This window comes from Acinetobacter sp. ANC 5600 (assembly GCF_002018395.1).
GTDB lineage: Bacteria > Pseudomonadota > Gammaproteobacteria > Pseudomonadales > Moraxellaceae > Acinetobacter > Acinetobacter amyesii.
In genome coordinates, this window is sequence record NZ_MVKW01000003.1 from 308,550 (window position 1) to 334,042 (window position 25,493).

22 protein-coding genes and 4 tRNA genes are annotated in these 25,493 nt (G+C 42.1%); 10 read left to right on the forward strand and 16 right to left on the reverse strand.

Going from position 1 to position 25,493, the window contains the following annotated elements:
* Positions 1-232: 232 nt before the first annotated feature.
* From dut to B1201_RS08320, 3 genes are all read right to left on the reverse strand, one after another.
* Positions 233-685, reverse strand: a complete 453-nt coding sequence (gene dut, locus B1201_RS08310) for a dUTP diphosphatase (protein WP_078193106.1) — start codon at positions 683-685, stop codon at positions 233-235.
* Positions 686-750: 65 nt separating this feature from the next.
* Entirely contained in the window at positions 751-2,790 is a 2,040-nt protein-coding gene (locus B1201_RS08315) for a UvrD-helicase domain-containing protein (RefSeq protein WP_078193107.1), read from the reverse strand.
* A 137-nt stretch (positions 2,791-2,927) separates the two neighbouring features.
* Positions 2,928-3,560 (reverse strand): OmpA family protein, encoded by a 633-nt coding sequence (locus tag B1201_RS08320; protein WP_078193108.1) that lies wholly within the window; start codon positions 3,558-3,560, stop codon positions 2,928-2,930.
* A 247-nt stretch (positions 3,561-3,807) separates the two neighbouring features.
* Between B1201_RS08320 and B1201_RS08325 the strand changes: the two genes are divergently transcribed.
* From B1201_RS08325 to B1201_RS08350, 6 genes are all read left to right on the forward strand, one after another.
* The gene (locus tag B1201_RS08325; RefSeq protein WP_078193109.1) at positions 3,808-4,731 is read left to right on the forward strand and encodes an acyltransferase; all 924 of its coding nucleotides are present in this window, start codon (positions 3,808-3,810) and stop codon (positions 4,729-4,731) included.
* Positions 4,732-4,746: 15 nt separating this feature from the next.
* Positions 4,747-5,811, forward strand: coding sequence for a preprotein translocase subunit SecA (locus B1201_RS08330; protein ID WP_373684743.1), 1,065 nt, complete (start codon positions 4,747-4,749; stop codon positions 5,809-5,811).
* A 125-nt stretch (positions 5,812-5,936) separates the two neighbouring features.
* Entirely contained in the window at positions 5,937-6,656 is a 720-nt protein-coding gene (gene minC / locus B1201_RS08335) for a septum site-determining protein MinC (protein ID WP_078193110.1), read from the forward strand.
* Positions 6,657-6,721: 65 nt separating this feature from the next.
* Complete coding sequence (minD, locus tag B1201_RS08340) at positions 6,722-7,534, forward strand: septum site-determining protein MinD (RefSeq protein WP_067670152.1); 813 nt, start codon at positions 6,722-6,724, stop codon at positions 7,532-7,534.
* Positions 7,535-7,536: 2 nt separating this feature from the next.
* Positions 7,537-7,809, forward strand: coding sequence for a cell division topological specificity factor MinE (minE, locus tag B1201_RS08345; RefSeq protein WP_078190039.1), 273 nt, complete (start codon positions 7,537-7,539; stop codon positions 7,807-7,809).
* Positions 7,810-8,095: 286 nt separating this feature from the next.
* Positions 8,096-8,383: a PA4642 family protein gene (locus B1201_RS08350; RefSeq protein ID WP_067766167.1), complete on the forward strand. Its 288-nt coding sequence runs from the start codon at positions 8,096-8,098 to the stop codon at positions 8,381-8,383.
* A gap of 81 nt (positions 8,384-8,464) precedes the next feature.
* Here B1201_RS08350 and B1201_RS08355 read toward each other — a convergent pair whose 3' ends face one another.
* Complete coding sequence (locus tag B1201_RS08355; RefSeq protein WP_078193111.1) at positions 8,465-9,367, reverse strand: AEC family transporter; 903 nt, start codon at positions 9,365-9,367, stop codon at positions 8,465-8,467.
* Positions 9,368-9,471: 104 nt separating this feature from the next.
* On the opposite strand from B1201_RS08355, the gene B1201_RS08360 reads away from it, so the two are divergent.
* Positions 9,472-10,368 carry a LysR family transcriptional regulator gene (locus B1201_RS08360; RefSeq protein ID WP_078193305.1) on the forward strand — a complete coding sequence of 299 codons (897 nt, stop codon included), beginning with the start codon at positions 9,472-9,474 and terminating at the stop codon, positions 10,366-10,368.
* Positions 10,369-10,409: 41 nt separating this feature from the next.
* Here the strand turns inward: B1201_RS08360 and B1201_RS08365 are convergent, their stop codons facing one another.
* Entirely contained in the window at positions 10,410-13,523 is a 3,114-nt protein-coding gene (locus B1201_RS08365; RefSeq protein WP_078193112.1) for a DNA translocase FtsK, read from the reverse strand.
* A gap of 253 nt (positions 13,524-13,776) precedes the next feature.
* Between B1201_RS08365 and trxB the strand changes: the two genes are divergently transcribed.
* From trxB to B1201_RS08380, 3 genes are all read left to right on the forward strand, one after another.
* The gene (gene trxB, locus B1201_RS08370; RefSeq protein WP_078193113.1) at positions 13,777-14,730 is read left to right on the forward strand and encodes a thioredoxin-disulfide reductase; all 954 of its coding nucleotides are present in this window, start codon (positions 13,777-13,779) and stop codon (positions 14,728-14,730) included.
* Positions 14,731-14,840: 110 nt separating this feature from the next.
* Complete coding sequence (gene aat, locus B1201_RS08375) at positions 14,841-15,572, forward strand: leucyl/phenylalanyl-tRNA--protein transferase (RefSeq protein WP_078193114.1); 732 nt, start codon at positions 14,841-14,843, stop codon at positions 15,570-15,572.
* 21 nt (positions 15,573-15,593) lie between these two features.
* Positions 15,594-16,409: an arginyltransferase gene (locus tag B1201_RS08380; protein ID WP_078190044.1), complete on the forward strand. Its 816-nt coding sequence runs from the start codon at positions 15,594-15,596 to the stop codon at positions 16,407-16,409.
* A gap of 85 nt (positions 16,410-16,494) precedes the next feature.
* Here B1201_RS08380 and rimI read toward each other — a convergent pair whose 3' ends face one another.
* The 11 genes from rimI to gspD form a co-directional block, all read right to left on the reverse strand.
* Entirely contained in the window at positions 16,495-16,953 is a 459-nt protein-coding gene (rimI, locus tag B1201_RS08385) for a ribosomal protein S18-alanine N-acetyltransferase (protein ID WP_078193115.1), read from the reverse strand.
* Positions 16,954-17,070: 117 nt separating this feature from the next.
* Positions 17,071-17,952, reverse strand: coding sequence for a metal-dependent hydrolase (locus B1201_RS08390; RefSeq protein WP_078193116.1), 882 nt, complete (start codon positions 17,950-17,952; stop codon positions 17,071-17,073).
* A 216-nt stretch (positions 17,953-18,168) separates the two neighbouring features.
* On the reverse strand, positions 18,169-19,359 hold the full coding sequence (tuf, locus tag B1201_RS08395; RefSeq protein ID WP_078193117.1) for an elongation factor Tu: 1,191 nt from the start codon (positions 19,357-19,359) through the stop codon (positions 18,169-18,171).
* A 154-nt stretch (positions 19,360-19,513) separates the two neighbouring features.
* Positions 19,514-19,588, reverse strand: a tRNA-Thr gene (locus tag B1201_RS08400).
* A gap of 23 nt (positions 19,589-19,611) precedes the next feature.
* Positions 19,612-19,687, reverse strand: a tRNA-Gly gene (locus B1201_RS08405).
* A 38-nt stretch (positions 19,688-19,725) separates the two neighbouring features.
* Positions 19,726-19,809: transfer RNA gene (locus tag B1201_RS08410), tRNA-Tyr, on the reverse strand.
* 54 nt (positions 19,810-19,863) lie between these two features.
* A tRNA-Thr gene (locus B1201_RS08415) sits at positions 19,864-19,939 on the reverse strand.
* Positions 19,940-20,037: 98 nt separating this feature from the next.
* On the reverse strand, positions 20,038-21,531 hold the full coding sequence (gene trpE, locus B1201_RS08420; protein WP_078193306.1) for an anthranilate synthase component I: 1,494 nt from the start codon (positions 21,529-21,531) through the stop codon (positions 20,038-20,040).
* 117 nt (positions 21,532-21,648) lie between these two features.
* Positions 21,649-22,317: a phosphoglycolate phosphatase gene (gene gph, locus B1201_RS08425; protein ID WP_078193118.1), complete on the reverse strand. Its 669-nt coding sequence runs from the start codon at positions 22,315-22,317 to the stop codon at positions 21,649-21,651.
* A gap of 77 nt (positions 22,318-22,394) precedes the next feature.
* Positions 22,395-23,144 (reverse strand): FHA domain-containing protein, encoded by a 750-nt coding sequence (locus tag B1201_RS08430; RefSeq protein WP_078193119.1) that lies wholly within the window; start codon positions 23,142-23,144, stop codon positions 22,395-22,397.
* Between the two features lie 77 nt (positions 23,145-23,221).
* Positions 23,222-25,453, reverse strand: a complete 2,232-nt coding sequence (gene gspD / locus B1201_RS08435; RefSeq protein WP_078193120.1) for a type II secretion system secretin GspD — start codon at positions 25,451-25,453, stop codon at positions 23,222-23,224.
* Between the last annotated feature and the right edge of the window lie 40 nt (positions 25,454-25,493).

A 25,493-nucleotide genomic window follows, 5' to 3' on the forward strand; every position in this document is an offset into this window, starting at 1 on the left:
ACAAAATTCTAATTATTCTTTACCCTCACCCCTAAAATATAAACCAAGTAAACTCATCAGAATTAAAAATCCTTATAAGATCCAAAATACTCTAAATATAGATTTGAATTTGAATAAATTAAAATTTAAATAAAATGATATAAATAAAAACCATCACGAGGATGGTTTTTTATTAGCTACTTGATTGTAGGCATTTACTTGTCAACACACTGGATCAAAAGTCTCGCGCTGATTAGTTTTTACCTGTATGACCAAAACCGCCTGCACCACGTTCAGTGGCTTCAAACTCATCTACAATATCAAACTGAGCTTGTACAACTGGCACTAAAACATATTGTGCTAAACGCTCACCCGGCTCTAGGCTAAATGCAGTTTGGCTACGGTTCCAAACAGATACCATCAATTCACCTTGGTAATCTGAATCAATCAAACCAACCAAGTTACCCAACACGATTCCGTGTTTATGACCTAAGCCTGAACGTGGCAGAATTAAACCTGCATACTGCGTATCTTCGATATAAATCGATAGGCCTGTTTTTACCAGAACAGTTTGACCCGGTTCAATTACGGTGGTTTCTTCTACACATGCACGGAGATCTAGACCTGCCGAACCTGCTGTTGCATAAGTTGGCATTGGCCATTCCGTACCTAAACGTGTGTCGAGAACTTTAACTTGAACTTTCATGGTTCATTCCTGTTTCAATAAAACGAATTTCAAAAAAATAAATAAAATATTCTACGCATTAAGCTTTAACGCTTAATCAGCGCGCGTAAATTTTCTAAATAATGCTGTGCTTGCTGTTTAGGATCGATATCCCCAGCCAGCTTTTTCTTGCGCCCTAACCACTCCAATTCATCTTGTGGCAGTTCGTCCAAGAAACGGCTTGGTGTCATTTGTCGCATTTGACCACCGGCTTTACGTTGCTCTGCTAGAGTCATGGTTAAGCCTTGACGTGCACGAGTAATCCCCACGTACATCAAACGTCGTTCTTCCTCGACCGTGTCGGCAGCAATGGAATTTTTATGCGGTAGAATTTCTTCTTCCAGACCAATCAAATAAACGAATGGAAATTCCAGACCTTTCGACGCATGAAGTGTTAACAAATTGACTTTATCGGTGTCTTCTTCTTCTTGTTGCTGTTCTAACATATCGAGCAGCACCATTTTACGAATCACACTTTCAATGTTCTTTTCATCTACATCTTCAGCGCGGTTTATCAAACTTTGAATACTGCTATATAGCACTTCAATATTATCCAGTTTGGTTTTTTCCTGCGCAGGAGTAGCTGCAGATTCTTTAACATAGTCGATATAACCTGCTTCAATCATCATGCGACGAATGATCGGAACAGGTTCATCATCTTCTAATAATTCACGAGTAAAGGTCGAAATAAAGTCCGCAAATTCGGCCAATTGGGTTGTGGCTTTTTTCGGAATCGCCATGCTTAAGCGCTGGTCACCTGCCGCACTGAGTAAGGATAAATTACTTTCCTGCGCAAATAAGCCAAGCTTTTCCAAAGTCACAGGACCAATCGCACGTTTTGGCGTATTGATAATTCGTAAAAATGCACTGTCATCTTCAGGGTTGATGATCAAACGTAAGTAGCTCATCAAGTCCTTAATTTCAGCACGAGCGAAGAAAGACTGACCACCCGATAATTTATACGGGATCTGCATTTGGCGTAGCTGTGTCTCTAGAGCACGCGCTTGGAAATTACCACGGTATAAAATGGCGTAGTCTTTCCAATTTTTACCGTTCATCAGCTTGTGCGTAATCAAGTCTTTTACGACGCGTTCTGATTCATCATCGTCATTACGACAAGTAATCACGCGGATCACTTCACCATGGCCTTTATCTGACCAAAGCTTTTTATCGAAAATATGTGGGTTATTGCCAATAACTGTATTGGCAGCTTTTAAAATACGACTGGTCGAGCGATAGTTTTGCTCAAGCTTAATCACTTTCAGATTACGGAAATCTTCCTTCAATAAAGCCATGTTCTCAGGCTTAGCACCACGCCATGCATAAATCGATTGGTCATCATCACCTACCGCGGTGAACTGTCCCATGACACCCACGAGTAATTTCACCAAAATATATTGCGCGGTGTTGGTATCTTGATATTCGTCGACCAATAAATAGCGGATTCGATTCTGCCAACGATCACGCACTTCTGCATTTTCTTGTAATAAGCGCGTCGGCATGACAATCAAATCATCAAAATCCACAGCATTGTAGGCACGTAAATTACGCTCATACAGTTGATACAGATGTGCAAACTGAACGTCTTCTGCTGTTTCACAGGTGGTATGCGCTTGCTCAGGTGGAATCAGATCGTTTTTCCAATCTGAAATCATTTTCATGGCTTTGGCAATCAGCTCTTTACTTTCTGCACCGGATAAATTGTCGCGATGCATTAAGTCCATCAAAATGCGTTTGCAGTCATCTGCATCTAAAATTGAAAAGTTATTTTTTAGCGGTGTATTTTTTAATTCCAAACGGAGCATGTTTAGCCCGAAGTTATGGAATGTAGAAACCGACAGCCCTTTTGCCTCTTCACGGCTCATCAGCTTCGTCACACGCTCTTTCATTTCACGCGCAGCTTTGTTGGTAAAGGTCATCGCGGTGATACGGTGCGCAGGAATACCACAATGCTTCACCAAATAGGCAATTTTACGGGTAATCACCGATGTTTTGCCTGAACCTGCCCCTGCAAGTACTAACAAGGGTCCTTGAGTGTATTTCATTGCTTCAAGTTGCTTGTCGTTCAACTGACTTGCCAGTGACATAGTCTTTCCTCTTATTAATTCGAGGATGATTATAGTCATCTGAAACGATCTTGCCTAATGCAAAATGTATTTTATCGGTCATTAAAAATGCCATAAAAAAAGCCACCCGAGGGTGGCCTTTCGTTTCGAACTAAAACTTATTTAGTTTCGTAAACTGAGATTTCTACGCGACGGTTTTGTTCACGACCTGCAGCAGTTGAGTTATCCGCTACTGGAGAAGTTGAACCGTAACCACGTGCAGTAATACGAGTTGAAGAAATACCTTGAGACGCTAGGTAGTTTTTCACTGAGTTTGCACGGTTTTGAGAAAGTGGGTTGTTGATCGCATCAGTACCAGTGTTATCTGTGTGACCATGTACAACGATTGCAAGTTTGTTTGCAGTACCGTCTTCACGCAATACTTTAGCAACATCATTCAATGCAGATTGGAACTGAGATTGAATAGTTGAAGAGTTAGTTGCGAAAGTTACTGATGGCATAACAAGGTTGATCGAACCATCTGGATTACGACCTACGTCAACACCAGTACCAGCCAATTCTTGTTTAAGACGTTTTTCTTTCTTATCAAGAAGAAGACCTGCACCACCACCAACTACAGCACCAATTGCAGCTGCTTGACCCATTTTGTCTTTATCAGCATTAGAATAAGCAATACCAGCGCCTAAAAGAGCACCTAGACCAGTACCGATTGCTGCTTTGTCATATTCCATGTTTTGACAACCAGTAAGTGCCATTGCCCCAACTACTGCCGAAATTACTAGTGCACGCATTGCATGCCTCCTTCTTTGTGTTTTGTTGTATGGTTGAAATGATGAAGTAAAACAAATGGCTGAACCATTGATTTTTTGTTAATAATAAAACGTTTAGTTACAATTTGTAATATGAATACGAGATTTATTTGTTAATTCCATCACAATTTCTTCACAGTTCTGCAGATGCCCTTTTTTATTTAATCAACTCGAACTATATTTATTAGAATAAATCATTATTTGGACAATTTCCGCTAGGACTTTTTATATGTCATCTCAAACAAATAAGCAACCGACACTAAAAAAAATTAGCAAAGGACTTACCGTCGGTTCAGTTATGACAGGCAGTACTTTTTTCCATGGTCCTCCTGTACTTGCCCTTGGTCTAACCAAACTCTTTAAAAAATCAAAAAAGGTTGATGAAACCAATATAAAAATTACCAACAGTTGGCTCACGGTCAACAACTGGTTAATTGATCACGTTTTACCCAACACAAAATGGGATATCACCATCGATGAAGGCCTCGACTTAAATTTGCAGGGTCGCTATCTCATGACCTGTAACCATCAGAGTTGGGTCGATACAACAGTTAACCAATATTTTGGTTTAACCCGTATGCCACTGACGCGTTTCTTTACCAAATGGGAACTCATTTTCATTCCATTTGTTGGACAAGCTTTTAAAATTTTAGGCTTTCCAATGATGAAACGACACAGCAAAGAACAAATCGCGAAAAATCCTGAACTTAAATATCGAGATATGGAAGAAGCGCGTAAATCTTGTGAACAGTTATTGAGCCAGCCTTTTACCCTGCTGAACTATTTGGAAGGCACTCGCTTCACCCCTGAAAAACATGCGCAGCAGCAATCACCGTATCAAAACCTTCTTAAGCCGAAAGCGGGTGGTTTAGCACTAGCACTCAATATTTTAGGGGATCAAGTTGATGCTCTCGTAGATATGACCATCGTCTATCCAAATGGTGCACCAGCTTATGGCGAATTTTGGCTCGGTGAAGTTCCGCGTATCGCCGTGGATTTACGTAAAATTGAAATTCCAACGTGGGTGTATGGCGGCAACTATGAAGATGATGCAGAATTCCGTGAAAAATTTCAGCATTGGGTAGATGAGCTGTGGACGGAGAAAGACCAACTCATTACTCGTATGAAAGCTAAATACTCAGTTACTGAATAATTAAGAAGAAGTTTTATGTCGCAGAACAGCATGCCGCAAAACAAGAAATCTAAATATCATCATGTCAATCCAAACAGTTGGTCATTCAAACTGTTTTTGATTTATGACATATTCATGGTGTTTATTATTGTTTTTAACTTGTTCTGCCTGTGCATGAACTTTTTCCTCATGAGCAATCTTGGTAGTTGGTTCTTTAACAGTATCCACCTGCCCGATGTGCTGAGTTTTTACCGTGAACATTTGCATCCATGGGTGATTACCACCGAAGCGTGGTTTATTATCTTTTTGATTGTAGAATTGTTGGTGCGCTGGGCGATTGCTATTATCAACAAGCACCATCAGCGCTGGTTCTTCTTCCCGTTTATACATTGGTACGAAATTTTAGCCATTGTGCCGCATTTACGTTTCCTGCGTTTATTTCGCGCGGGCGTGATTGCCTATCGACTTTATGAAATGGGTTATCAGATTGTGCCATCGGCATGGCAAAAGAAAGCTTTGTTTTATTATCGTGTGGTGATGGAAGAATTGTCTGATCGAGTGGTACTCACCGTACTCGATGGAGTTAGACATGAGTTAAACACCAGTACCACACATAAAGATTTGATTAGCAATGTCGTTCAGCATCACCGCGAATTATTTACCCAAGTCTTGGCCGAAATTTTGCAAGAAAATTTAAGCAAAGAACTCCGTGCTGAACGTGAATTGATCGCCAAAAATGTCGGACAAATCGTCAGTCAGGCCATCGAAGACACCCCAGAACTCACGCAGCTATTGCGCTTAGTGCCAATCGTTGGCAGCCGCATTGAACAGCAGATTCAAAGTATCGGGCAACGTTTGGGTGAAAATATTACCCAAGGTTTAATTTCCCCGTTGGCTTATCCCAATACATCGACGGCTCAGAAACCCAATCTATATTTAGACATTTCACAGCGTGTTAGCCGTATTGAAATCGAAAATAATGCCCAGCTGGATGAGTTGGTTCGCTCTGCGGTTTTTGAAAGTCTAGAAGCTATTCGTAAGCAAGTGAAAGTAAAACAGTGGCAGCAGATTATGCAGGAGCAGGACCAAGCTACAGAATAAACACTTAGTCAAAAATAATTGCGAACTCCGCTAGAGTATTCATGCAAATTGTTCTAGGATTTGCTCTATTTACAACATAACTACTTCGGCACAAAAGTAATAGTTAGAAGTCTCAAGGATTCAATATGGCTGATATACGGATAAAAGGCAAAATGGTCAATGCGATTCGCATTCACCTCGATACCAATGATCATGATGCGATCCGCCAGCAACTTACTCCAATGTTCCAAAAGGCTTTTCCACCCGGAACATTAGCCGTGATTGAAAGTACGGTTGATCAAGAACTAATTGCACTGATTCAACTACTCATTAGTATTGAAATTCAACCGATTGGTGTCACTGAAGGTCCGCTATCGGACCAAGCACGTGCCATCCAATTTCCCGTAGTTCCTGCGGATCGTAAATTACAACAAGTTAAACCGACACGCGAACAAGTGGTTGAAGAGCCCGCGCCTGCAGAAGAAAAAACCGAAGATAAAATTGCTGCAGTCGAAGTACCGACCATTCGTCATGCTACGTCGTATCACAATGAAATCTTGCGTACAGGTCAATGTTTAGTCCAAGACCATGGCGATATCATTATTAATGCTGGTATTAATAGCGGTTCGGAAGTCATTGCTTCAGGAAATATACATATTTATGGTAGTGCTCGTGGTAGAGTCATTGCCGGAGCTGGTGGGAACACGGCTGCACGTATTTTCTGCCATTCATTAGAAGCTGAATTGGTTTCAATTGCAGGGACTTACTGTGTCGCTGATGACATTCCACCTCATGTGGTCAAACAGCCAGTACATATTTATTTGAATGACCAGCAAGAGCTAGTATTTGAAGCTTTGCAATTTTAATGTATAAATAATCACCAAACCCCTAATTAAAAAAGGGGATTTAAACCATAACAGGAGTGGATTCGGTGGCGAAAATTGTTGTCGTAACATCAGGTAAAGGTGGCGTAGGTAAAACAACTACAAGCGCATCTTTTGCAACAGGTTTAGCCCTTCGCGGCCACAAAACTGTTGTGATCGACTTTGATGTGGGTTTACGTAACCTTGACTTGATCATGGGCTGTGAACGCCGCGTTGTATATGACTTTGTAAACGTATTGAATAACGAAGCTCGATTACAACAAGCGCTTATTCGCGATAAAGATATTGAAAATCTCTACATTTTGCCAGCATCTCAAACACGTGATAAAGACGCGTTAACAGATGAAGGTGTAGCACGTGTGATGGACGAACTTTCTCAAGAGTTCGATTACATTATTTGTGACTCACCTGCGGGTATTGAACGTGGTGCAATTTTAGCAATGTATCATGCTGATGAAGCGATCATTGTGACGAACCCAGAAATTTCTTCGGTACGTGACTCTGACCGTATTATTGGTATGCTCGACAGCAAAACCAAAAAAGTAGAACAAAACGAAGGTCGTATCCGTAAGCATCTCTGTATTACACGTTTCAATCCAGAACGTGCGGATAAGCAAGAGATGTTGACGATTGATGACATTTCAAAAGATATTTTACGCGTACCGACTTTAGGTGTTATTCCTGAATGTAAAAGCGTTCTACAAGCATCAAACGAAGGTAAACCAGTGATTCTGTTTACAGAAGAAGCGGCTGGCCAAGCGTATGATGACCTTGTTGCACGTTTCCTTGGTGAAGAGCGCCCTTACCGTCATATTACGGTAAAACCTAAGGGTTGGTTAGCACGTCTATTTGGAGCGTAATCATGGCAGGATTCTGGAGCAAACTTTTTAGCAGCGACGAGAAACCGTCAAGCGCACAAACGGCAAAAGACCGTTTAAAAGTCATCGTGGCATCTGAAAATGGTTTAGGTAAACGCCTCAGCCAAGATAAGATTGACATGATGAAAAAAGAAATCATGCAAGTGGTAAACCGCTATGTTCGTGGTGTAGATGAGCAACATATTCAAATGTCTGTTCGTTCTGAAGCGAATATTGAAATGCTTGAAATGAATATCAATTTGCCTGAAGAACGTTAATCTGAATTCTGATTAGCCAAGTAAATTGAATCAAGGCAAAATGTGAGGCTGGATCAGTAAAGCGCTGCTTTACCCAGCCGCAAGATGAGAAGCTTTGCTTCGAGTGGGCTGGATTAGTTTTATTCCTTTGTTAGATCAAAAGCTTTGCTTCGAGTAAACGGGATAAAAAATAACTTTTGATCCAACCATAAAATGAGTCGCTTAACTTAGAGATGGCGAATAAAACCATTTTACTTGCGTACTCATTTTTGCCTTTTTTGTATTTTAAATCAGCAAGGAGATTGCGATGGCATTATCTCAGCCAGCAACGTTCAACGAAGAATGGTCAGATGAGCGTGTTTTTGCCTACCTTACTCAGCTTCCTCCTGAAGGAGTGAATGGCGACTTTCACGTGCTTTACCATGCTTTCAAACATATGCGTCCAAATGACTATGAGCGTCTTTTGACTCAATTCGTTGCCGATGGCCGTGATGTGAACGCAACTAATCCTGAAGGTCAGCGTATTCATGACGTGATTGCTCAATACCCACGTCAAAGCGCAGGTTTCCTCGAAGTATTGGCAAAATTTGCTTAATTTCGAGTAACAAAAAAAAGCCCGCATCATGCGGGCTTTTTTTATCTGATTTAAAATCAGCGTGATAGTATTTCATCATGATCAATGCACGATCAACATGAGCGATGGAAACATCAAGCCAAAACCAATGGTTTGTACACTAATAATGGCCGCCATCAGTTGTGAATCACCCTGATAATAGCGTGTCAAAATATAAGACGATGATGCAGTCGGCAAAGTAAAAAAGACCACTAAAATCATCCGCTCAAAATCAGTCAAACCCATCCAAGTACTCAATAGATAAGCAATACATGGCATTAACATGAGACGCCCTATCGTATTTAAACTTAAACGACGTATATCGGCGCGCATTTGCTGAAACTGTAATGCTGCCCCAACGGAAAGTAGTCCGAGCGGTAAACTCATGGCTGCCAATATTTTTAAGAATTCAGGTAAGCCTTTAAATAGACTCAAGCCTGATAAATTAAACAATACCCCTGCCACACAGCCTAAAATTAAGGGATTTTTTGCGATGGACTGACAGGTCTGCCCCAATTGCTTCAGGCTTAAATTTGAAAAGGCCAATACTGAAATAATATTAACTAAGGGCACTGCAACGGCAATTAACATGGCAAACATCTGCATGCCTGTAGAGCCAAATAAAGCGCCCATAAGAGATAAACCAATATAGGTATTAAAACGGATATGACTTTGGATATACACGCCAAAACGCTGCACGGGGATATGCATAAACTGCTTGATCCCCCACAACACAATGCTGATCAAACTGGTGCCCGCAACCAGTACTGTCAACATTCGTGAAACCGTGTTCATATCCAATTGCACGGCTGATACATTCAAAAAAAGCAGCACAGGAAATAAAACGTAGTAATTGAGTTTTTCTGAATTTGCCCAAAATTCATCCTGAACAAACTGTGTGTATTTAAGCACATAGCCCATCGCGATTAATGCAACGAGGGGAAACAATGCGACGACGATATTCATGCTGTACGCCTTGAAATAAAGTAGCTATTTCATCTTTAACCATTTATGTAGCACAATATAATCCTCATCTAGACTCATAACAAAATGAGTAATTACTCATGGCAATGACATTTTCTCAGCTTGAAATCTTTATTAAAGTCGCAGAACAACAAAGCTTTACTCTCGCTGCTCGACAGCTGGGAATTACTCAGTCAGCTGTCTCTCATGCCCTAAAGTGTTTAGAGCAACATTGGAATGTCAGCTTATTTAGCCGTGAACAAGGCGAAATTAGCCTGACCCACATTGGTCAGCAGTTATTGCTGCATGCCAAAGAAATCATCAATACGGCACAAATCATGCAACAAGAAGTGCATGCCGCACATGGTATTCAACAAGGAACGCTGAGAATTGGCTCTTTTGGTTCTTCTAGTTCGATTCATCTGCTTCCAGAGCTATTAAAGGCATATAGAGAGCGCTATCCGCACATTGAGATCTATGTCGAAGAAGGTACCGATGCAGAAGTGTCTCGTTGGATTTCTGAACGTCAGATTGATGTGGGTTTTGCCGTACTCCCTAAGCCGCAGCTGTTCACCTTCCCGTTAATTCAAGACATTTTCATTGCCTTGATTCCAGATAGTTATTCAGTTTCCAAACACAGTCATTTAAATATCCAAGACCTGCAAAATTACCCCTTTATTATGACCCGTGCGGGCAGCCAGTCCCATGTCGAAAAACTGCTTAAACAACACCACATACAACCTAAAATCACCTATCAAATGTCGCAACTGTTAACCATTTTAAATATGGTTAATTTACAGGAAGGGATTGCTATCGTTGCAGATATGGCGATGCCTGCTGAGCTGTTGGCGCTACATCCACATGTGGTCAAACGTCCACTCTTTCCAAATACCCAACGGCAAATTGGACTCGCCGTAAAAAATCAAAAACTCATGAGCCCTGCCTGCAAAGCCTTTATCGAACTGGCCCAGTCCATGTTCTACCAAGAAGAGTTCTCAATCTAAAAATAAAAAAACCTGCCGAAGCAGGTTTTTTGTTTTAGGACTTAGACCAAGATATCTCGTTTACCATTTGGCCCCATCCCACTGACGATGCCATTTTCTTCCATCTGATCAATAATCCGTGCAGCACGGTTATAGCCGAGACTGAATTTACGCTGTAAAGATGAAGTCGATGCTTTACGTGTTTCCAAAACGAAACTAACACATTGATCATACAGCGCGTCACGGTCTGATCCACCATCACCATCTTCAAAACCGCGAGATGTCGGCTCTTCATCATAAGGCGTGAGGATCTCATCGACATAATTCGGTTCACCGCGCTCTCGCCATGCATCACAAATACGGTTCACTTCATCGTCTGAAATAAACGCGCCATGTACTCGTTCAGGTTCAATTTTACCCGGTCCGAGGAATAACATATCACCATGACCCAGTAAGTCTTCCGCACCACCAGCATCTAAGATAGTACGTGAATCCAGTTTACTGTTCACACGTAACGCAGCACGGGTTGGAATATTGGCTTTGATCAAACCTGTCACCACATCTACGGTTGGACGCTGTGTCGCCAACAGCAAATGAATCCCTGCCGCACGTGATTTTTGTGCAAGACGGGTAATCATTTCTTCAGCTTTTTTACCCACTTGCATGATCATATCGGCAAATTCGTCGGCAACAATTACGATCAACGGCATCGGCTGTAAACGTGGCGCACGACTTTGCGTTGCAGAGTCATCTGGCTTCCAAGTTGGATCGATCAGATCTTCACCATTGGCCATTGCTTCTTCAATTTTGCGGTTAAAGTCAGTCAGCTTACGCACTTTCATCAAAGACATTAGCTTATAACGACGCTCCATTTCATTCACACACCAATTCAATGCACTCACTGCATCTTTCATGTCGGTTACAACAGGCGTTAATAAATGTGGAATATCGTTATAGTTAGCAAGTTCCAACTGTTTTGGGTCAATCATGATGAGTCGCAGTTGCTCAGGTGTATATTTCAACAACATCGATAGCAACATGGCATTGACAGCGACTGACTTACCAGAACCTGTAGTACCTGCCACCAACATATGCGGTGCTTTCGCCAAATCTGCCAAGACAGGATTACCGGAAATATCTTTACCCATCGCCATACTAAGCAAGGCATTTGGATCACGGTATGCCGGCGTTTCTAACAGCTCAATAAGACGAACCATTTCACGTGAACTATTTGGGACTTCAATCCCGATATACGGTTTACCCGGAATAACTTCCACCACACGTACAGAAGCCATAGACATCGAACGCGCCAAGTCACGTGAAATATTGGTGACTTTAGACGCTTTCACACCAGGTGCCAAATCAAGTTCAAAACGTGTTACGACTGGCCCCGGCTGTGCCTCTACAACTTTGGCTTTGACATTAAACTCTTGCAGTTTAATTTCTAAAAGTTCAGACAAGCGAGACAATTGCTCTGCAGTGAAATTGACTTTCTTATTCGGATCAACCGGATCTAATATTTCCAAGCCTGGCAAAGTCGGTAAATCCAAGCGTTTTTGTGCCACTTGCATCGCACGTGACATTGGACGACCAGAAGCATCAGTTAAAGGTGCATCAAAGTCAAAATCATCTTCGAGATCTAAATCGACGTCTTCAGGTTTGCCCGCTGTTTCTTGCCACACTTCACGGAAAGCATCTTTATTCGAGCTGATTAAGGCTTTTTCATCATCAGATACAAAAGTCTGCGGCTGTGTATTGATTTCAGCACGAACCAAAGGCGTAGATTGCGCATAACTACTGGTTGTACGAACTGGCTGTACCTGTTCTATCACTCGCTCTGCTTCTTCAACCAGCAAATCATCGAGATCATTAAATTCGGTTTCAACACTGATATTTTTCGGTGTGCTCAGCGGTGCAATCTGTGCAGCAGCTACGCCTAAACCTGCAACGGTTGCAGCAGCACCTGTAGCAAATTCATTTGAATGCGTTGCAGGACTTTCACTTTGTGCTGTATTAAATGGGCTATGCACATCAGTCGCTGTTTTACCATTTGGAACAGCGGCTAACAGCTCATCGAAGATCTCATCATCATCCCAATCCACAGATTTTTTAGCTGCCGGCGCCGCTTCTGTCGGAGAAGTCAAATGCACATCTGCTGCTTTATTGAAATATTCAGTTTGATTGGCAGGCTGCTCTTCTTCTGCAGCTTTCAGTAAAGCATCAATATCTTGTTTATGCCTTTGGTCATCATTTGAATGCAAGGCACGCCAAACCTCTCCTGTCGCAACAACACGTTGTTGATCTTGCTCAAACTGACGCACTTTCGCCAAAGTATGTTCAAAATCATCATCGGATGGTGTAGCAGTCTCCATCGAATCTACCGTAGATAAATGCTGTACATTGCCTTCTTTGTCTGCCCATTCTTTATCAGCAATATCATCAAATAAACGCTCAGCAACACGATCGCGTACTACAGGGTCAACCTCTACAGCATGATGCTCATGGGCGGGTGTAACTGGTGCAACCACTTTTGATGCATGCGCAGCAGCACTCTCTTTTTTAGTCGTTGGTACTGTACGGTCAAATGCGGTGTCGCCTTCAGGCACATTGCGATAGAACAAATCTTGGAGATAAGCAGGTGTCGATTTCATGGTTGCCCATGTCTTATTCCACTTGATACCAAAGGCCAAAGTGAACAACATGATCCAAAATGCAATGAGAAATACTGCTGCACCATAGACCGTTAAAATTTGTTCAAGACTTTGACCCAGTTCATAACCAATAATCCCGCCCGATGCATTTTCTAAAGTATCTTCGGGAACATTCCAAAACAGGAAAAGTAAACTTGAAGTTGCCAGTAAAATAAAGAACTGAGCGGCATAGCGAAATGGACGGTTTAGAAAACTACGTGGCCACCAGACTTGAATTGCTTCGAGAAATAAATAGACAGGTATCAGCAGACTTGCCCAACCTAAAAATCCATAGAGTAAGTCAGCTATCCATGCGCCCGCGACGCCGCTGGCATTTGAAACTTGCTGAGTATCACTGGATAAATGCATCCATCCCGGATCAAATGGCGTATATGTGACTGTTGCAAGGAACAGATATATCCCAAATGAAACAAGGAATAATGTCATTATTAAGCGCTGTGCATATGCACCCGACACCGCTGTCATATACGTTCCTGTAACCAATTCTTCATGAATGTTTTTGTCATTACCCACAACAAAAATGGGCTGAATCTAAACCTGTTATTATGCACCTGTTCAATAAAAAAGATGCAAGATAATTTAAGTATAGTTGTTAACTTTATTGTATATAGCTCAAAACGATTTTGATGATCAATAATATCGACTTTAATCTCACACAATCGTTTCAAACTTTGACGTATAATTCCACAAATTATCATATAAAAAAAGGATTCTACGGATGAGCGCTCGTCACTCACGTCTAATTATTTTAGGTTCTGGTCCTGCAGGTTATAGCGCTGCGGTATACGCTGCCCGTGCGAACCTGAAACCGACACTCATCGCAGGTATTCAATTAGGCGGTCAATTGACTACAACGACAGAAGTAGACAACTGGCCAGGTGGTGCAGAAGGTTTAACAGGCCCAGCCCTAATGGAACAAATGCAAGCTCATGCTGAACGTTTTGGTACAGAAATTGTGTATGACCATATCAACGAAGTGGACCTCAATGTTCGTCCGTTCGTGCTTAAAGGCGATATGGAAGAGTTTACTTGTGATGCATTGATTATTTGTACAGGTGCAACTGCACAATATTTAGGTCTTGAATCAGAAGCTGCTTTCATGGGTCAAGGCGTGAGTGCATGTGCAACATGTGACGGCTTCTTCTACAAAAACCAAAAAGTTATGGTTGTCGGCGGCGGTAATACTGCTGTGGAAGAAGCGCTTTATCTTTCAAACATTGCTTCTCGTGTCACTCTTGTACACCGTCGCGACACTTTACGATCAGAGAAAATTCTGCAAGATCATCTTTTTGCAAAAGAAAAAGAAGGTAAAATCAGCATCATCTGGAATCACCAAGTGGATGAAGTGATTGGTGATACGACGGGTGTGACTTCTGTACGTATTAAATCTACGCAAGATGATTCAACTCAAAATGTTGATGTCACTGGTATGTTTGTGGCTATTGGTCACAAACCAAACAGCGGTATTTTTGAAGGCCAATTAAACTTACGTGACGGCTACATCCAAGTTCAAAGTGGCACAGCGGGTAACGCAACACAAACGTCTATTCCGGGTGTATTTGCTGCGGGTGATATTGCCGATAGTATCTACCGTCAAGCGATTACTTCTGCAGGTTCAGGCTGTATGGCTGCACTCGATGCTGAAAAATACCTTGATGCACTCGGCGAATAATCTTTTGCTTAAGTCATTTGCTTAGCTAAATAGTTTTAAAAATTAGTCGACCTGATGGTCGGCTTTTTTATGTATGATAAATATCCGTGTACCTCAATAAGAAGCTTGGCATGCCGATACTCCCTCCTTCTGAATTTACTTTCCCCGATCCAGTTGAATGCGATCCCGAAGGTGAAGGCTTAATTTGCATCGGTGCTGACCTTTCCCCTTCCACACTGTTTGAAGCCTATAGTCACGGTCTTTTCCCATGGTTCAGTGAAGGTGATCCGATTTGTTGGTGGTGTCCTGAACCCCGCTGCATTATTCAACCGCAGGACTATCATCCGAGCAAATCGTTATTACGCAGCATGAAAAAAATGGACTATAAGATCACCATTAATCATGCGTTTGAAACTGTGATTCGCTCATGTTCACTGCCGCGTAGTTATGCCAATGAAACATGGATTTCAGAAGATATTATTCAGGGATATTCTGCGCTGTTTGACGCAGGCTATGCTTATAGCATTGAAGTTTGGGAAAACGAGATCGTTGTCGGTGGCCTCTATGGCGTTAATATTGGTCATGGCTGCTTTGGCGAGTCTATGTTTAGTACACGAACAGATGTCTCTAAAATGGCGTTTTACACCTTAATGCTCATCGGGCAAGAGAATCAACTACCATGGATTGATTGCCAATTAGTCAACGATCACCTCTTAAGCTTAGGTGCGAGTACACTTTCTCGCCAACAATACCTTAATTCGTTACAAGATGTTGTTAAACAACCCTCTATCGATTGGAAAAAGTATCAGGACAGTGTATTTTCAAGTAAAACAATAGCGCAATGGGCAAGTCTCAGCGCATGACAATAAAAGAGGGATATTACGATGAATTCCTATCAACCGAAGTCCCTGTTGAACGAATTACAGTACTACATCACGCCTCCGCATGATTGTAGCTACTTAGAAAATAAATCTGCCCGGATGGTCTTTCTTGATCCTGTCCATCGTATTGATGTGGTCACGTTATCTGAACTTTCCCGCATGGGTTTTCGTCGTAGTGGGGATTTTGTCTACCGCCCTGAATGTCATCTTTGTCGCCAATGTCTGTCCTCTCGCGTTCCTGTTCATGAATTTCAAATGAACAGCGTGCAAAAAAAAGCGTGGAAACGGAATCAAGATTTAACGGTGAAAATTAGCCGCCCTCAAGATGCCGATGCAAAGCATTATGCCCTGTACGAACGCTACATTAATGAGCGGCATGCTGATGGTGATATGTACCCACCCAGCCAAGATCAATTTGAAAAATTTTTAATCAATAGCTGCACTGACAGTTTCTTTTTAGAGCTGTGGTTGGATGAGCAACTGATCAGTGTATCTACCTGTGATCCACTCGATGATGGTATTTCAGCGGTATATACCTTTTTTGATCCTGATGAAAGCCGTCGCTCACTAGGTACTTTTGCCATTCTGAAACAAATTGAGCATGCACAAAAGCTTGGACTGCAATATGTTTACTTGGGCTATTGGGTGCCCGATTCGCAAAAAATGAATTATAAATCTCAGTACATTCCACTGGAACTTCTGCTTGATGGACAATGGCGTCGACTCAACCGACCACTGACCCAAGAAGAAATTAGCCAACTGGGGGATTCCCTGATGACCACCTTACCTTCCGGCTGGAACAATCCTATTATTAAATAAAAGGGATCAAACAAAAGATATTCAATAAAATAGCATCCGTTTATTCACGGATGCTTTCTTTAAATTTGATCACTCTTCACCGCTTTTATTTAAATAAAGCTGCAAAATCATCACCACAAGTCTTCACCATAATAATGGCGTGCTCACGAGTTCCATCGGCATTTGGATAATAATTCTTTCGCAAATCGATTTGATGAAAATCCGCTTTTTCATATAAACGGATCGCTGGTTGATTACCTTCTCGCACTTCTAAGAAGATTTGAATGGGGTTATTTTTGAGTAAAGCAATAGAGTCATCGAGTAATTGAAAACCTAATCCTTTGCCTTGCTGGCTCGGATCGATCGCCATTAACAATAAATTTGCTTCATCTAAAACGGGTTGTAAAATGCAAAAACCTACAACTTTTCCTTGTCGCTCAATCACCGTACTTTGATAGGCAGCAATCGATTCTTGAAATTGTTTTATGGTCCAAGGATGGCTTTGTACACGGCGCTCGATATCGTAAACCTGCTGGACATCAGCGTCTTGCATCAAACGAATCATCTTCGTTTATCTTTCTATAGCTAGGGTATGCGCATTATAAAAAGTTTGTCTATAAAGTTGAATAAAAAAAAGAGCGATTTACATCGCCCTTCTAAAAAAGTCACCAAAGCGCTGTGATTAGAGACCCAAATATGCTTTCCACGTTTTTAACAAACCTGAAGTATCTAAATCATTCGGGTGAAAACCTGGTTTAAAATACATCAGCATTTCTTTACCCATACCAGTGATGATGCCTTTTGAAGGGCTATAACCATAGGTATAAATATCTTTTAATGCTTCAAAATTAAGCTTGTTATCTTCTTTTAATAAACGAGCGACAAAATAACTTTGTACGAAGAATAAAGTCACCATTGCGCCAATCAATGAACCTGTACGGAGTGCGTAGGCCTTTATTCCCTGACCAAAGACACCTTCAAATACATCATAAGCTACGGCTTTATGCTCATTTTCTTCAATCGCATGCCATAACCACATATTTTTCATGGTTTCATCAGTCATTAAGGCTTGAATATGTGGGTTTACCAATAACTGTGAAGCAATCGTTGCAGTGAAATGCTCAAGTGCCGTAGTTGCAGTAAGATCCACCATTTCTTGAGTAATACCAACAGGTTTACCAATACGTGCAAAGACTTTACGCACACCTTGGATAACACGACCCGTTGCCTTATCAAGTGTTTCGACATCATGACCGTATTTTTGTGCAGAAGCATTAAAACCCTCATGCTCTTGCGTATGCATTGCTTCTTGACCAATGAAAGCACTAATTTCTTTTTGTAGGGCTTCATTATTTGCGATCGCGGGGTGTTTACGTACTGCACGCACACTATCAATAAAGAACATTTCACCCGCGGGAAATAAAGCAGACAATGCGGTCATAAAATGTGTCAAACCTGCTGAGCCATTCATCCAGTACTCTGGTACCGCATCAAAATCAAAATTCATGCGACGTACAGGGAAACTTGCACCTGCTCGATTAGTAATCTTTACTTTAGCGTTCATGCCTAACTCCTTTTTGAGTTATGAAATACTCAAACTTTTATTGGTTTTCTTGAGTTCATATTACGGTTTTATTGAAGCGTAATTATTTCAGTTAAGGACAGTGAATTATCACTAAAGGACAGCTTTAAAAAATATTGTCAGACAATTTCCCTATCACATTGAATAAGCATAAAAAAAAGCGCCTCAAAGAGGCGCTTTTTTACACACATTTAGTGATTATGCAGTTACTTTAGAAACTACACCCGCACCAACTGTACGACCACCTTCACGGATCGCGAAGCGTAAGCCAGCGTCCATTGCGATTGGGTGGATTAATTCTACTGACATTTCTACGTTGTCACCAGGCATAACCATTTCAACGCCTTCTTTAAGCGAGATCGCACCAGTTACGTCAGTTGTACGGAAGTAGAACTGTGGACGGTAACCGTTAAGGAATGGAGTATGACGGCCACCTTCGTCTTTAGAAAGTACGTATACTTCTGCGTCGAATTTAGTATGCGGTTTGATTGTACCTGGTTTAGCAAGTACTTGACCACGTTGAACGTCTTCACGTTTAGTACCACGTAGAAGAACACCACAGTTCTCGCCCGCACGACCTTCGTCAAGAAGTTTACGGAACATTTCTACGCCAGTTACAGTTGTTTTAACTGTATCTTTAATACCAACGATTTCAACTTCTTCGCCTACTTTCACGATACCAGTTTCAACACGGCCAGTTACTACTGTACCACGACCTGAAATTGAGAATACGTCTTCGATTGGCATAAGGAATGCTTGGTCGATAGCACGTTCTGGTTCTGGGATGTAAGAGTCAAGAGCTTCAACAAGAGCAACTACAGCATCTTCGCCGTATTGACCAGCTTCACCATTAAGCGCTGCAAGAGCAGAACCACGGATTACTGGAGTGTCGTCGCCTGGGAAGTCATAAGTAGAAAGAAGTTCACGAACTTCCATTTCTACTAATTCAAGAAGTTCTTCGTCGTCAACAAGGTCGCATTTGTTTAAGAATACAACGATRTAAGGTACACCTACCTGACGAGAAAGCAGGATGTGTTCACGAGTTTGTGGCATTGGACCATCAGTCGCAGCACAAACAAGGATCGCACCATCCATTTGCGCAGCACCAGTAATCATGTTTTTAACATAATCGGCGTGACCTGGGCAGTCTACGTGAGCGTAGTGACGGATTGGAGAATCGTATTCTACGTGTGAAGTATTAATTGTAATACCACGTGCTTTTTCTTCTGGTGCAGAGTCGATTGCAGCGTAATCTTTCGCTTCACCACCGAATTTTTTTGCACACACAGTTGCAATCGCAGCTGTTAAAGTCGTTTTACCATGGTCAACGTGACCGATTGTGCCCACGTTAACGTGCGGCTTATTACGTTCAAACTTAGCCTTAGCCATGCTTTTCTTCCTCGTTTACGTCGAACACAATTCTGAGTAAAACCCAGCTCCGACATATCGCCTAAAAAAATAAACACCCAATACTTGAAAAGCAGACTAAAAAGCCTGCTTCTGGAATCTTGCGCAACATTTAAAGTTGCTAAACTGTAAAATCTGGAGCTCTTATCGAGATTTGAACTCGAGACCTCTCCCTTACCAAGGGAGTGCTCTACCACTGAGCTATAAGAGCAAATATAAGCACTTCAATAGATATGGAGCGGGAGACGAGGGTCGAACTCGCGACATGTAGCTTGGAAGGCTACCGCTCTACCAACTGAGCTACTCCCGCACGATGTTGGTACAAACCACTTATTGAAGTCTTAAAATTGGTGGTGAGGGAAGGATTCGAACCTTCGAAACTTTCGTAGCGGAGTTACAGTCCGCCCCCTTTGACCGCTCGGGAACCTCACCATTTTACACTTACTTCAGTGTTGTTCTTTCTACTCACTCTCAAACTTTCTAAGATGGTGCCGGCACACGGATTCGAACTGTGGACCTACTGATTACAAGTCAGTTGCTCTACCAACTGAGCTATGCCGGCGTTTCCTAGTGTTTCGTACGTTTCGTATCGGAACGGTGTGCAGTTTAGCAAATCTTGAAATCCTTGCAAGTGTTTTTTCTAAAAAAAACGTGAAAAACTCATAAAATCAATCCATTTGATGATAATTCAACCGCTTTGATCACTGCGCGAGCTTTTATTTGGGTTTCATTCCACTCTGATTCAGGATTTGAGTCGTACACCACCCCTGCTCCAGCTTGAACATAGACCTTATTTTCACGAATTACACAGGTACGAATCGCAATCGACATGTCCATTTCGCCATGCCAGCCTAAATAACCAACAGCACCACCAAAAATTCCACGTTTTACTGGTTCAACTTCGTCAATAATTTCCATAGCACGGATTTTTGGTGCGCCTGAAAGCGTACCCGCAGGGAATGTTGCCTTAAAAACATCCAAAGCATCGACATCATCACGTACTTCACCTTGCACATTTGACACAATGTGCATGACATGCGAATAACGTTCGATCACCATTTGATCAGTCACGTGAACTTTACCGATTTTAGAAACGCGTCCAACATCATTTCGCCCCAAATCGATCAACATCAAATGCTCTGCAATTTCTTTTTCATCAGATAGCAAATCTTTTTCTAGCGCTAAATCTTCTTCTTTTGTTTTACCCCGTGGTCGCGTTCCCGCCAAAGGACGAACTGTTGCCACACCATTTTCTAAACGGGACAAAATTTCAGGTGATGAACCGACGATATGAAAAGGAATGTCATTTTCTAGTGTCTGCCCTTGCACCAAGAACAAATATGGCGATGGATTGAGGTGACGTAGTGCACGATAGACCTGCAAAGGCTCACCATCAAAATCGGATACCATACGATGGCCCGGCACAACCTGCATCACATCACCGGCCTTAATGTACTCTTTTACTTTCGCAATAGAGTCAATAAAGTTGTCATGTCCAGTGATGGATTCAAACTGTGGTGCAGTATGCTTATTTGCTTTGAGTGCAATTGGGGTTGCCAAAAGTTCTTCTAGCTCATCCAATTGCTGCTGCGCCTTGGTATAGGCCTCAGCATCATTTACATCGGCATGCACAATTAAGAATAAGGTATCCTTAAGGTTATCAAAGACGATGACGGTTTTTGATAGCATCATCCAAATATCCGGAATCCCGACCGGGTCAGCTTCTGGAACGTTATTGAGCTTTGGTTCGATATAACGTACAGCATCATAACCAAAGTATCCAACCAATCCACCGGTAAAGCTCGGCAACGCTGGCAAATCTTGCTGTGTAGGCACTTTATATTGTGCTTGGAAGTCACGAATGTATTGAAATGGGTCAGCACATTGTTGTTTTTCAACCGAGCCATCAGCATGTTGAACGGTCAACTGCCCTTCATTACACGAAAATACGGTGGACTCGCCCAAGCCAATAATGGAGTAACGCGCCCAGTTTTCGCCACCCTCTACAGATTCAAATAAATAGGCTTGTTTATGTTGTTTTAATCGCGCAAAGACAGAAAGTGGAGTTTCTGTATCCGCCAAGCGCTGACGATATACTGGAATCAAGTTATATCCAGCAGTTTTCAGTTGTTCAAATTGAGTTTGTGTAGTCATTTGGGTTTCTCTATATTTCGCGTGGTCAATTTCAGTTAATTTCTTCTCATGCTGATTGAGTGACGCCATCGAAATACTACACACTTGCTCATTTTCACTTCCTTAACCCTACTTATTTCAACCCAATAATTCTTTTAAGTTATCAACCACGTGCTGCGGCTGACAATCTCGAATATTTTCACCATGATTATAGCCATAGCTGACCACAATACAATCAATACCCGCACGACGTGCTGCCTCTACATCATTGACAGAATCACCCACCATCAAAATTTGCTGTTTCGGCAAGGCATAATGCTCCGCACAATACTCTAGCTGCTTGGGATGTGGTTTACGCTCTTCAAAACGATCTCCGCCAATCACATCATCAAAGTATTCATGCATACCTAGTGCCTGCACAATACTGCGTGCCGGTTGCTCTGGTTTATTGGTCACACAAATCAGAATTTTCTGTTCTGCTTTTGCCCAATCCAAGAACGCTAGAATGCCATCAAAGGGCTGCGTCAAGACACAAGGATCTGCATTGTAAATCTTTAGAAAAGTTTCCAGTAAAAGATGGTGCTGTGCGGCATCCACCTTCCCGGTCAAGTATTCAAGTACGCTATGACAAAACAATGAAGTTCCTTTCCCAATCCAGTTTCGCACCTGCGCTTCTGTGACCAACGGTAATTGCAACGCATTTAAACTCATATTCATCGCACGATGTAAGTCAGATGCTGAATCGACTAGCGTTCCATCCAGATCAAATAAAATCATTTGGCGTTCTGCTAAACGAACTTCAAACATAATGTCCCTCTATTTTTTTGTAAATTTTCCCCATAAAAAAGGCATGCCCATGCATGCCTTTTGAGGAATGTCTCGGTTTATTTAAACAAGACCCATGCAATAATTGCAAGAATGATTAAAACAATGACTGAGATTAAGCCCACAGAGGCATTTTTTTGCGCTTCACGCTCTTGCTCTACACATGTCGCTGGAATTTCTACATCACATGCTTCATTTTTCGGAACAGCAGTTACGTCAATTCCCTCAGGAATTGGTGCAGGTTTAGGCACACCTACATTGGTCGGCATACCATCACGAGTCAATTGAACCGAACCATCTCGCTCTTTCAACTCTGGCATACCTTGATCATTCATTTGTTGTGCTGCGGTTTTAACGACAGGCTCTTGTACCTTAGTTTCAGACGTGTTTGCTACAGACTCTTGTGCCACAGTTTCAGAAACTGCAACAGCTTCAGACGGCTGCTGAACAGATGTAATTTCTTCTGTTTGCAATGCTTCAACGCTTTGTTCGATATCCGCTGGGATCTGAACAGCTTTAGCTGGAGCCAATAAACTAAACTTCACACTGGCAAACTGTACAATATCACCTTCTTTTAAAAGTGATTCACCAGTCAAACGGACATCATTAATAAACGTCCCATTGGATGAATTAAGATCTTGCAACCAGAGTGCCTGATCTTTCAGTACAAAGGCAGCATGTTTACGCGATACATCAGATTCTTGCAAAACAATATCTGCTTGTTGATGGCGACCCACCAACATATCTCGCTCAATACTAATTTCCTGTCCTGTTAAATCACCAGAAATTGCTTGAATTTTCCAAGTCATGAAGTTAATTCTCTATTGCTCGTTTTTTTCATCATAGCATGCTGTGGTTTCAAAGCTAAACCACTCTGCTGTCTAACCTAAGGCATGCCCGCCACTTTGCCATTCGGTACGGTAATGGTTTGGCGCTTCACCGCAGGTTCAATGGCGACTGGCGTGGAGACCACTGCCGCTGGCTGTGTCATTTGTGGTGCTGTCGGTACCGTCTTATACACAGGGGCAGGTGCTGTACCTTTTGAAACAGGTATGCGCTGTTGATACACATCATCCACATTTTCAGGTAATTTCGCAAAATTACCGTCATTATCCAATGCCAGTTGCAGACTATAGAGCTGACTGTAGCGCTGCTGAGACATTTTCTTCACATCAGCAGAATTTCCAACAATAGTCGGATGAATAAAGATCAGTAAATTGCGTTTACTGTTGGATTTTCCTTCCGAGCTAAAGAGTTTGCCCAGTACAGGAATAGCCCCTAGCCCAGGAACAGATTGACGCCCATGCAATGTATTGTCAGAGATCAACCCCCCCAACACAATCGTTTGACCATGCTCTGCCAAGATCGAGGTTTTGATCGCGCGTTTAGTCGTAACCAAATCCGACGCTTGGCCTTTATTGTCTTTTACATCAGAAACTTCTTGCTCTACCTCTAAACGCACCGAACCACCGTCGCCAATATGCGGCACAACTTTCAACGTCACACCGACATCTTTACGCTCAATCGATGTGTATGGATTGGCTGTGCCACCATTGGTGGTGACCGAACCTGTCACAAATGGAACGTTTTCACCCACCACAATATAGGCTTCTTCGTTGTCCATCGTCACAATAGACGGTGTAGATAATAAATTAGATTTGGTTTTTTCTTTTAGGGCCTGAATCATCGCACCATAGAGTTTGCGTGAACCATCACTGCCTTCACGATAATCACCAAGGACCAAAGAAGTACCCGCACTCACCGCGCTACCTACACCCGCAGCGCCACCAGTTAAATAACCTGCGGCAATATTCTTTAAACTAGAACCAAAGTTATCAAAGTTAATTAAGCCGATACCACTACTGATATCACCCAACGCCCATTGCACACCGAGTTGATCGGTATCCGTGCCTTCGACTTCAATAATCGCCGCTTCAATCAGCACTTGCTGACGACGAATATCCAGCTGAGAAATCGCAGATTCAATTTCACGCATGAGCTGCGGATCTGCTTTCACAATCAGTGCATTTTGTGTGGTATCGGCAATAATACTGACGCCATTGGCATTAAAACTTGAAATACCTTTTTGCGTATTATTGGAAGAGTTATTGCTGTTGAGGTTAATGCCAGAACTGGTGTTGTTTTGTGAACTGAATGACTGTGAATTCGAGCTGTTATTATCATTCATTAAGCTGTTCATCGTGCTGCTGTTTGAGCTATTCGACGAATTCGTACTCGAAACAGCCTGCCCCGTGACCAAGCCTTGTAAGATTTCTGACAGGTTTTTGGCACTTGCATACTTCAAACGGAAGACTTTCAACCCACCCAATCGATCTGCCGCAGGCACATCTAAAGTTTCAATAATCTTACGAATGCGTTTACGTGTCGCTGTATCACCTTTAATGATAATACGATTGGTTCGATTGTCCGCAATAATACGAATTCGTGAACCTTTCGGATCTTTTGATGCGCCGGTCGAACTCATCGACTCTAACAGTCCAATCATTTCTTCGGCCTGACTCGATTGCAGCGTCACTGCTTCGATATCATTTTGACCCGTTCCATCTAAATTACGAATAATCGTTTCGAGCTGATAAATATTACTTGCACGATCTGAGACGATCAGCGCATTGGTCCCCGCCACTGCTGACAAATGTGCAAATTGCGGCATCAATGGGCGCAACGCTGGAATTAAGTCGTTGGCATTAGTGTTATCAAGCCAAATCACTCGAGTGACAATTTGGTCTCCAGACGCACGGTGGCGCGCATCATAAGGAATGCCCGAGCTTTTTACATTACTGTCTGGAACTAGTTTAATGGTGTTGCCCGATGGAATCGCCACCACGCCATTGACATTCAACACACCGAGAAACAGGTCATAGACTTCATTTTTATTTAAAGGCTTATTGGAAATAACCGTTACATTTCCTCGTACCCGTGGATCAACTGCAAAATTTTTCCCCGTGATATCTGCGACTTCATTAATGAATGCCGTAAGATCTGCATCACGTAAATTGATTTTCCATGTTTGTGCATAACTTGCTGTGCTGACCATAGCAACCAAGGGCACCATGGCATAGGCAGCTAAAGTTGAACGGTTATTATTAAATAAAGCCATATACGCCTGTGTTTCCTAACCCTATAAAGTGATGAAACAT

Bases quoted from the DNA above. Each gene is read 5' to 3' on its own strand.
- B1201_RS08325 (WP_078193109.1), top strand. From the start codon at position 3,808: ATGTCATCTCAAACAAATAAGCAACCGACACTAAAAAAAATTAGCAAA.
- gspD (WP_078193120.1), bottom strand. From the start codon at position 25,453: ATGGCTTTATTTAATAATAACCGTTCAACTTTAGCTGCCTATGCCATG.
- minE (WP_078190039.1), top strand. From the start codon at position 7,537: ATGGCAGGATTCTGGAGCAAACTTTTTAGCAGCGACGAGAAACCGTCA.
- B1201_RS08360 (WP_078193305.1), top strand. From the start codon at position 9,472: ATGACATTTTCTCAGCTTGAAATCTTTATTAAAGTCGCAGAACAACAA.
- B1201_RS08430 (WP_078193119.1), bottom strand. From the start codon at position 23,144: ATGACTTGGAAAATTCAAGCAATTTCTGGTGATTTAACAGGACAGGAA.
- B1201_RS08330 (WP_373684743.1), top strand. From the start codon at position 4,747: ATGTCGCAGAACAGCATGCCGCAAAACAAGAAATCTAAATATCATCAT.
- trpE (WP_078193306.1), bottom strand. From the start codon at position 21,531: ATGACTACACAAACTCAATTTGAACAACTGAAAACTGCTGGATATAAC.
- gph (WP_078193118.1), bottom strand. From the start codon at position 22,317: ATGTTTGAAGTTCGTTTAGCAGAACGCCAAATGATTTTATTTGATCTG.
- aat (WP_078193114.1), top strand. From the start codon at position 14,841: ATGCCGATACTCCCTCCTTCTGAATTTACTTTCCCCGATCCAGTTGAA.
- B1201_RS08355 (WP_078193111.1), bottom strand. From the start codon at position 9,367: ATGAATATCGTCGTCGCATTGTTTCCCCTCGTTGCATTAATCGCGATG.
- B1201_RS08320 (WP_078193108.1), bottom strand. From the start codon at position 3,560: ATGCGTGCACTAGTAATTTCGGCAGTAGTTGGGGCAATGGCACTTACT.
- trxB (WP_078193113.1), top strand. From the start codon at position 13,777: ATGAGCGCTCGTCACTCACGTCTAATTATTTTAGGTTCTGGTCCTGCA.
- B1201_RS08365 (WP_078193112.1), bottom strand. From the start codon at position 13,523: ATGACAGCGGTGTCGGGTGCATATGCACAGCGCTTAATAATGACATTA.
- rimI (WP_078193115.1), bottom strand. From the start codon at position 16,953: ATGATTCGTTTGATGCAAGACGCTGATGTCCAGCAGGTTTACGATATC.
- B1201_RS08390 (WP_078193116.1), bottom strand. From the start codon at position 17,952: ATGAACGCTAAAGTAAAGATTACTAATCGAGCAGGTGCAAGTTTCCCT.
- minC (WP_078193110.1), top strand. From the start codon at position 5,937: ATGGCTGATATACGGATAAAAGGCAAAATGGTCAATGCGATTCGCATT.
- B1201_RS08315 (WP_078193107.1), bottom strand. From the start codon at position 2,790: ATGTCACTGGCAAGTCAGTTGAACGACAAGCAACTTGAAGCAATGAAA.
- B1201_RS08380 (WP_078190044.1), top strand. From the start codon at position 15,594: ATGAATTCCTATCAACCGAAGTCCCTGTTGAACGAATTACAGTACTAC.
- B1201_RS08350 (WP_067766167.1), top strand. From the start codon at position 8,096: ATGGCATTATCTCAGCCAGCAACGTTCAACGAAGAATGGTCAGATGAG.
- dut (WP_078193106.1), bottom strand. From the start codon at position 685: ATGAAAGTTCAAGTTAAAGTTCTCGACACACGTTTAGGTACGGAATGG.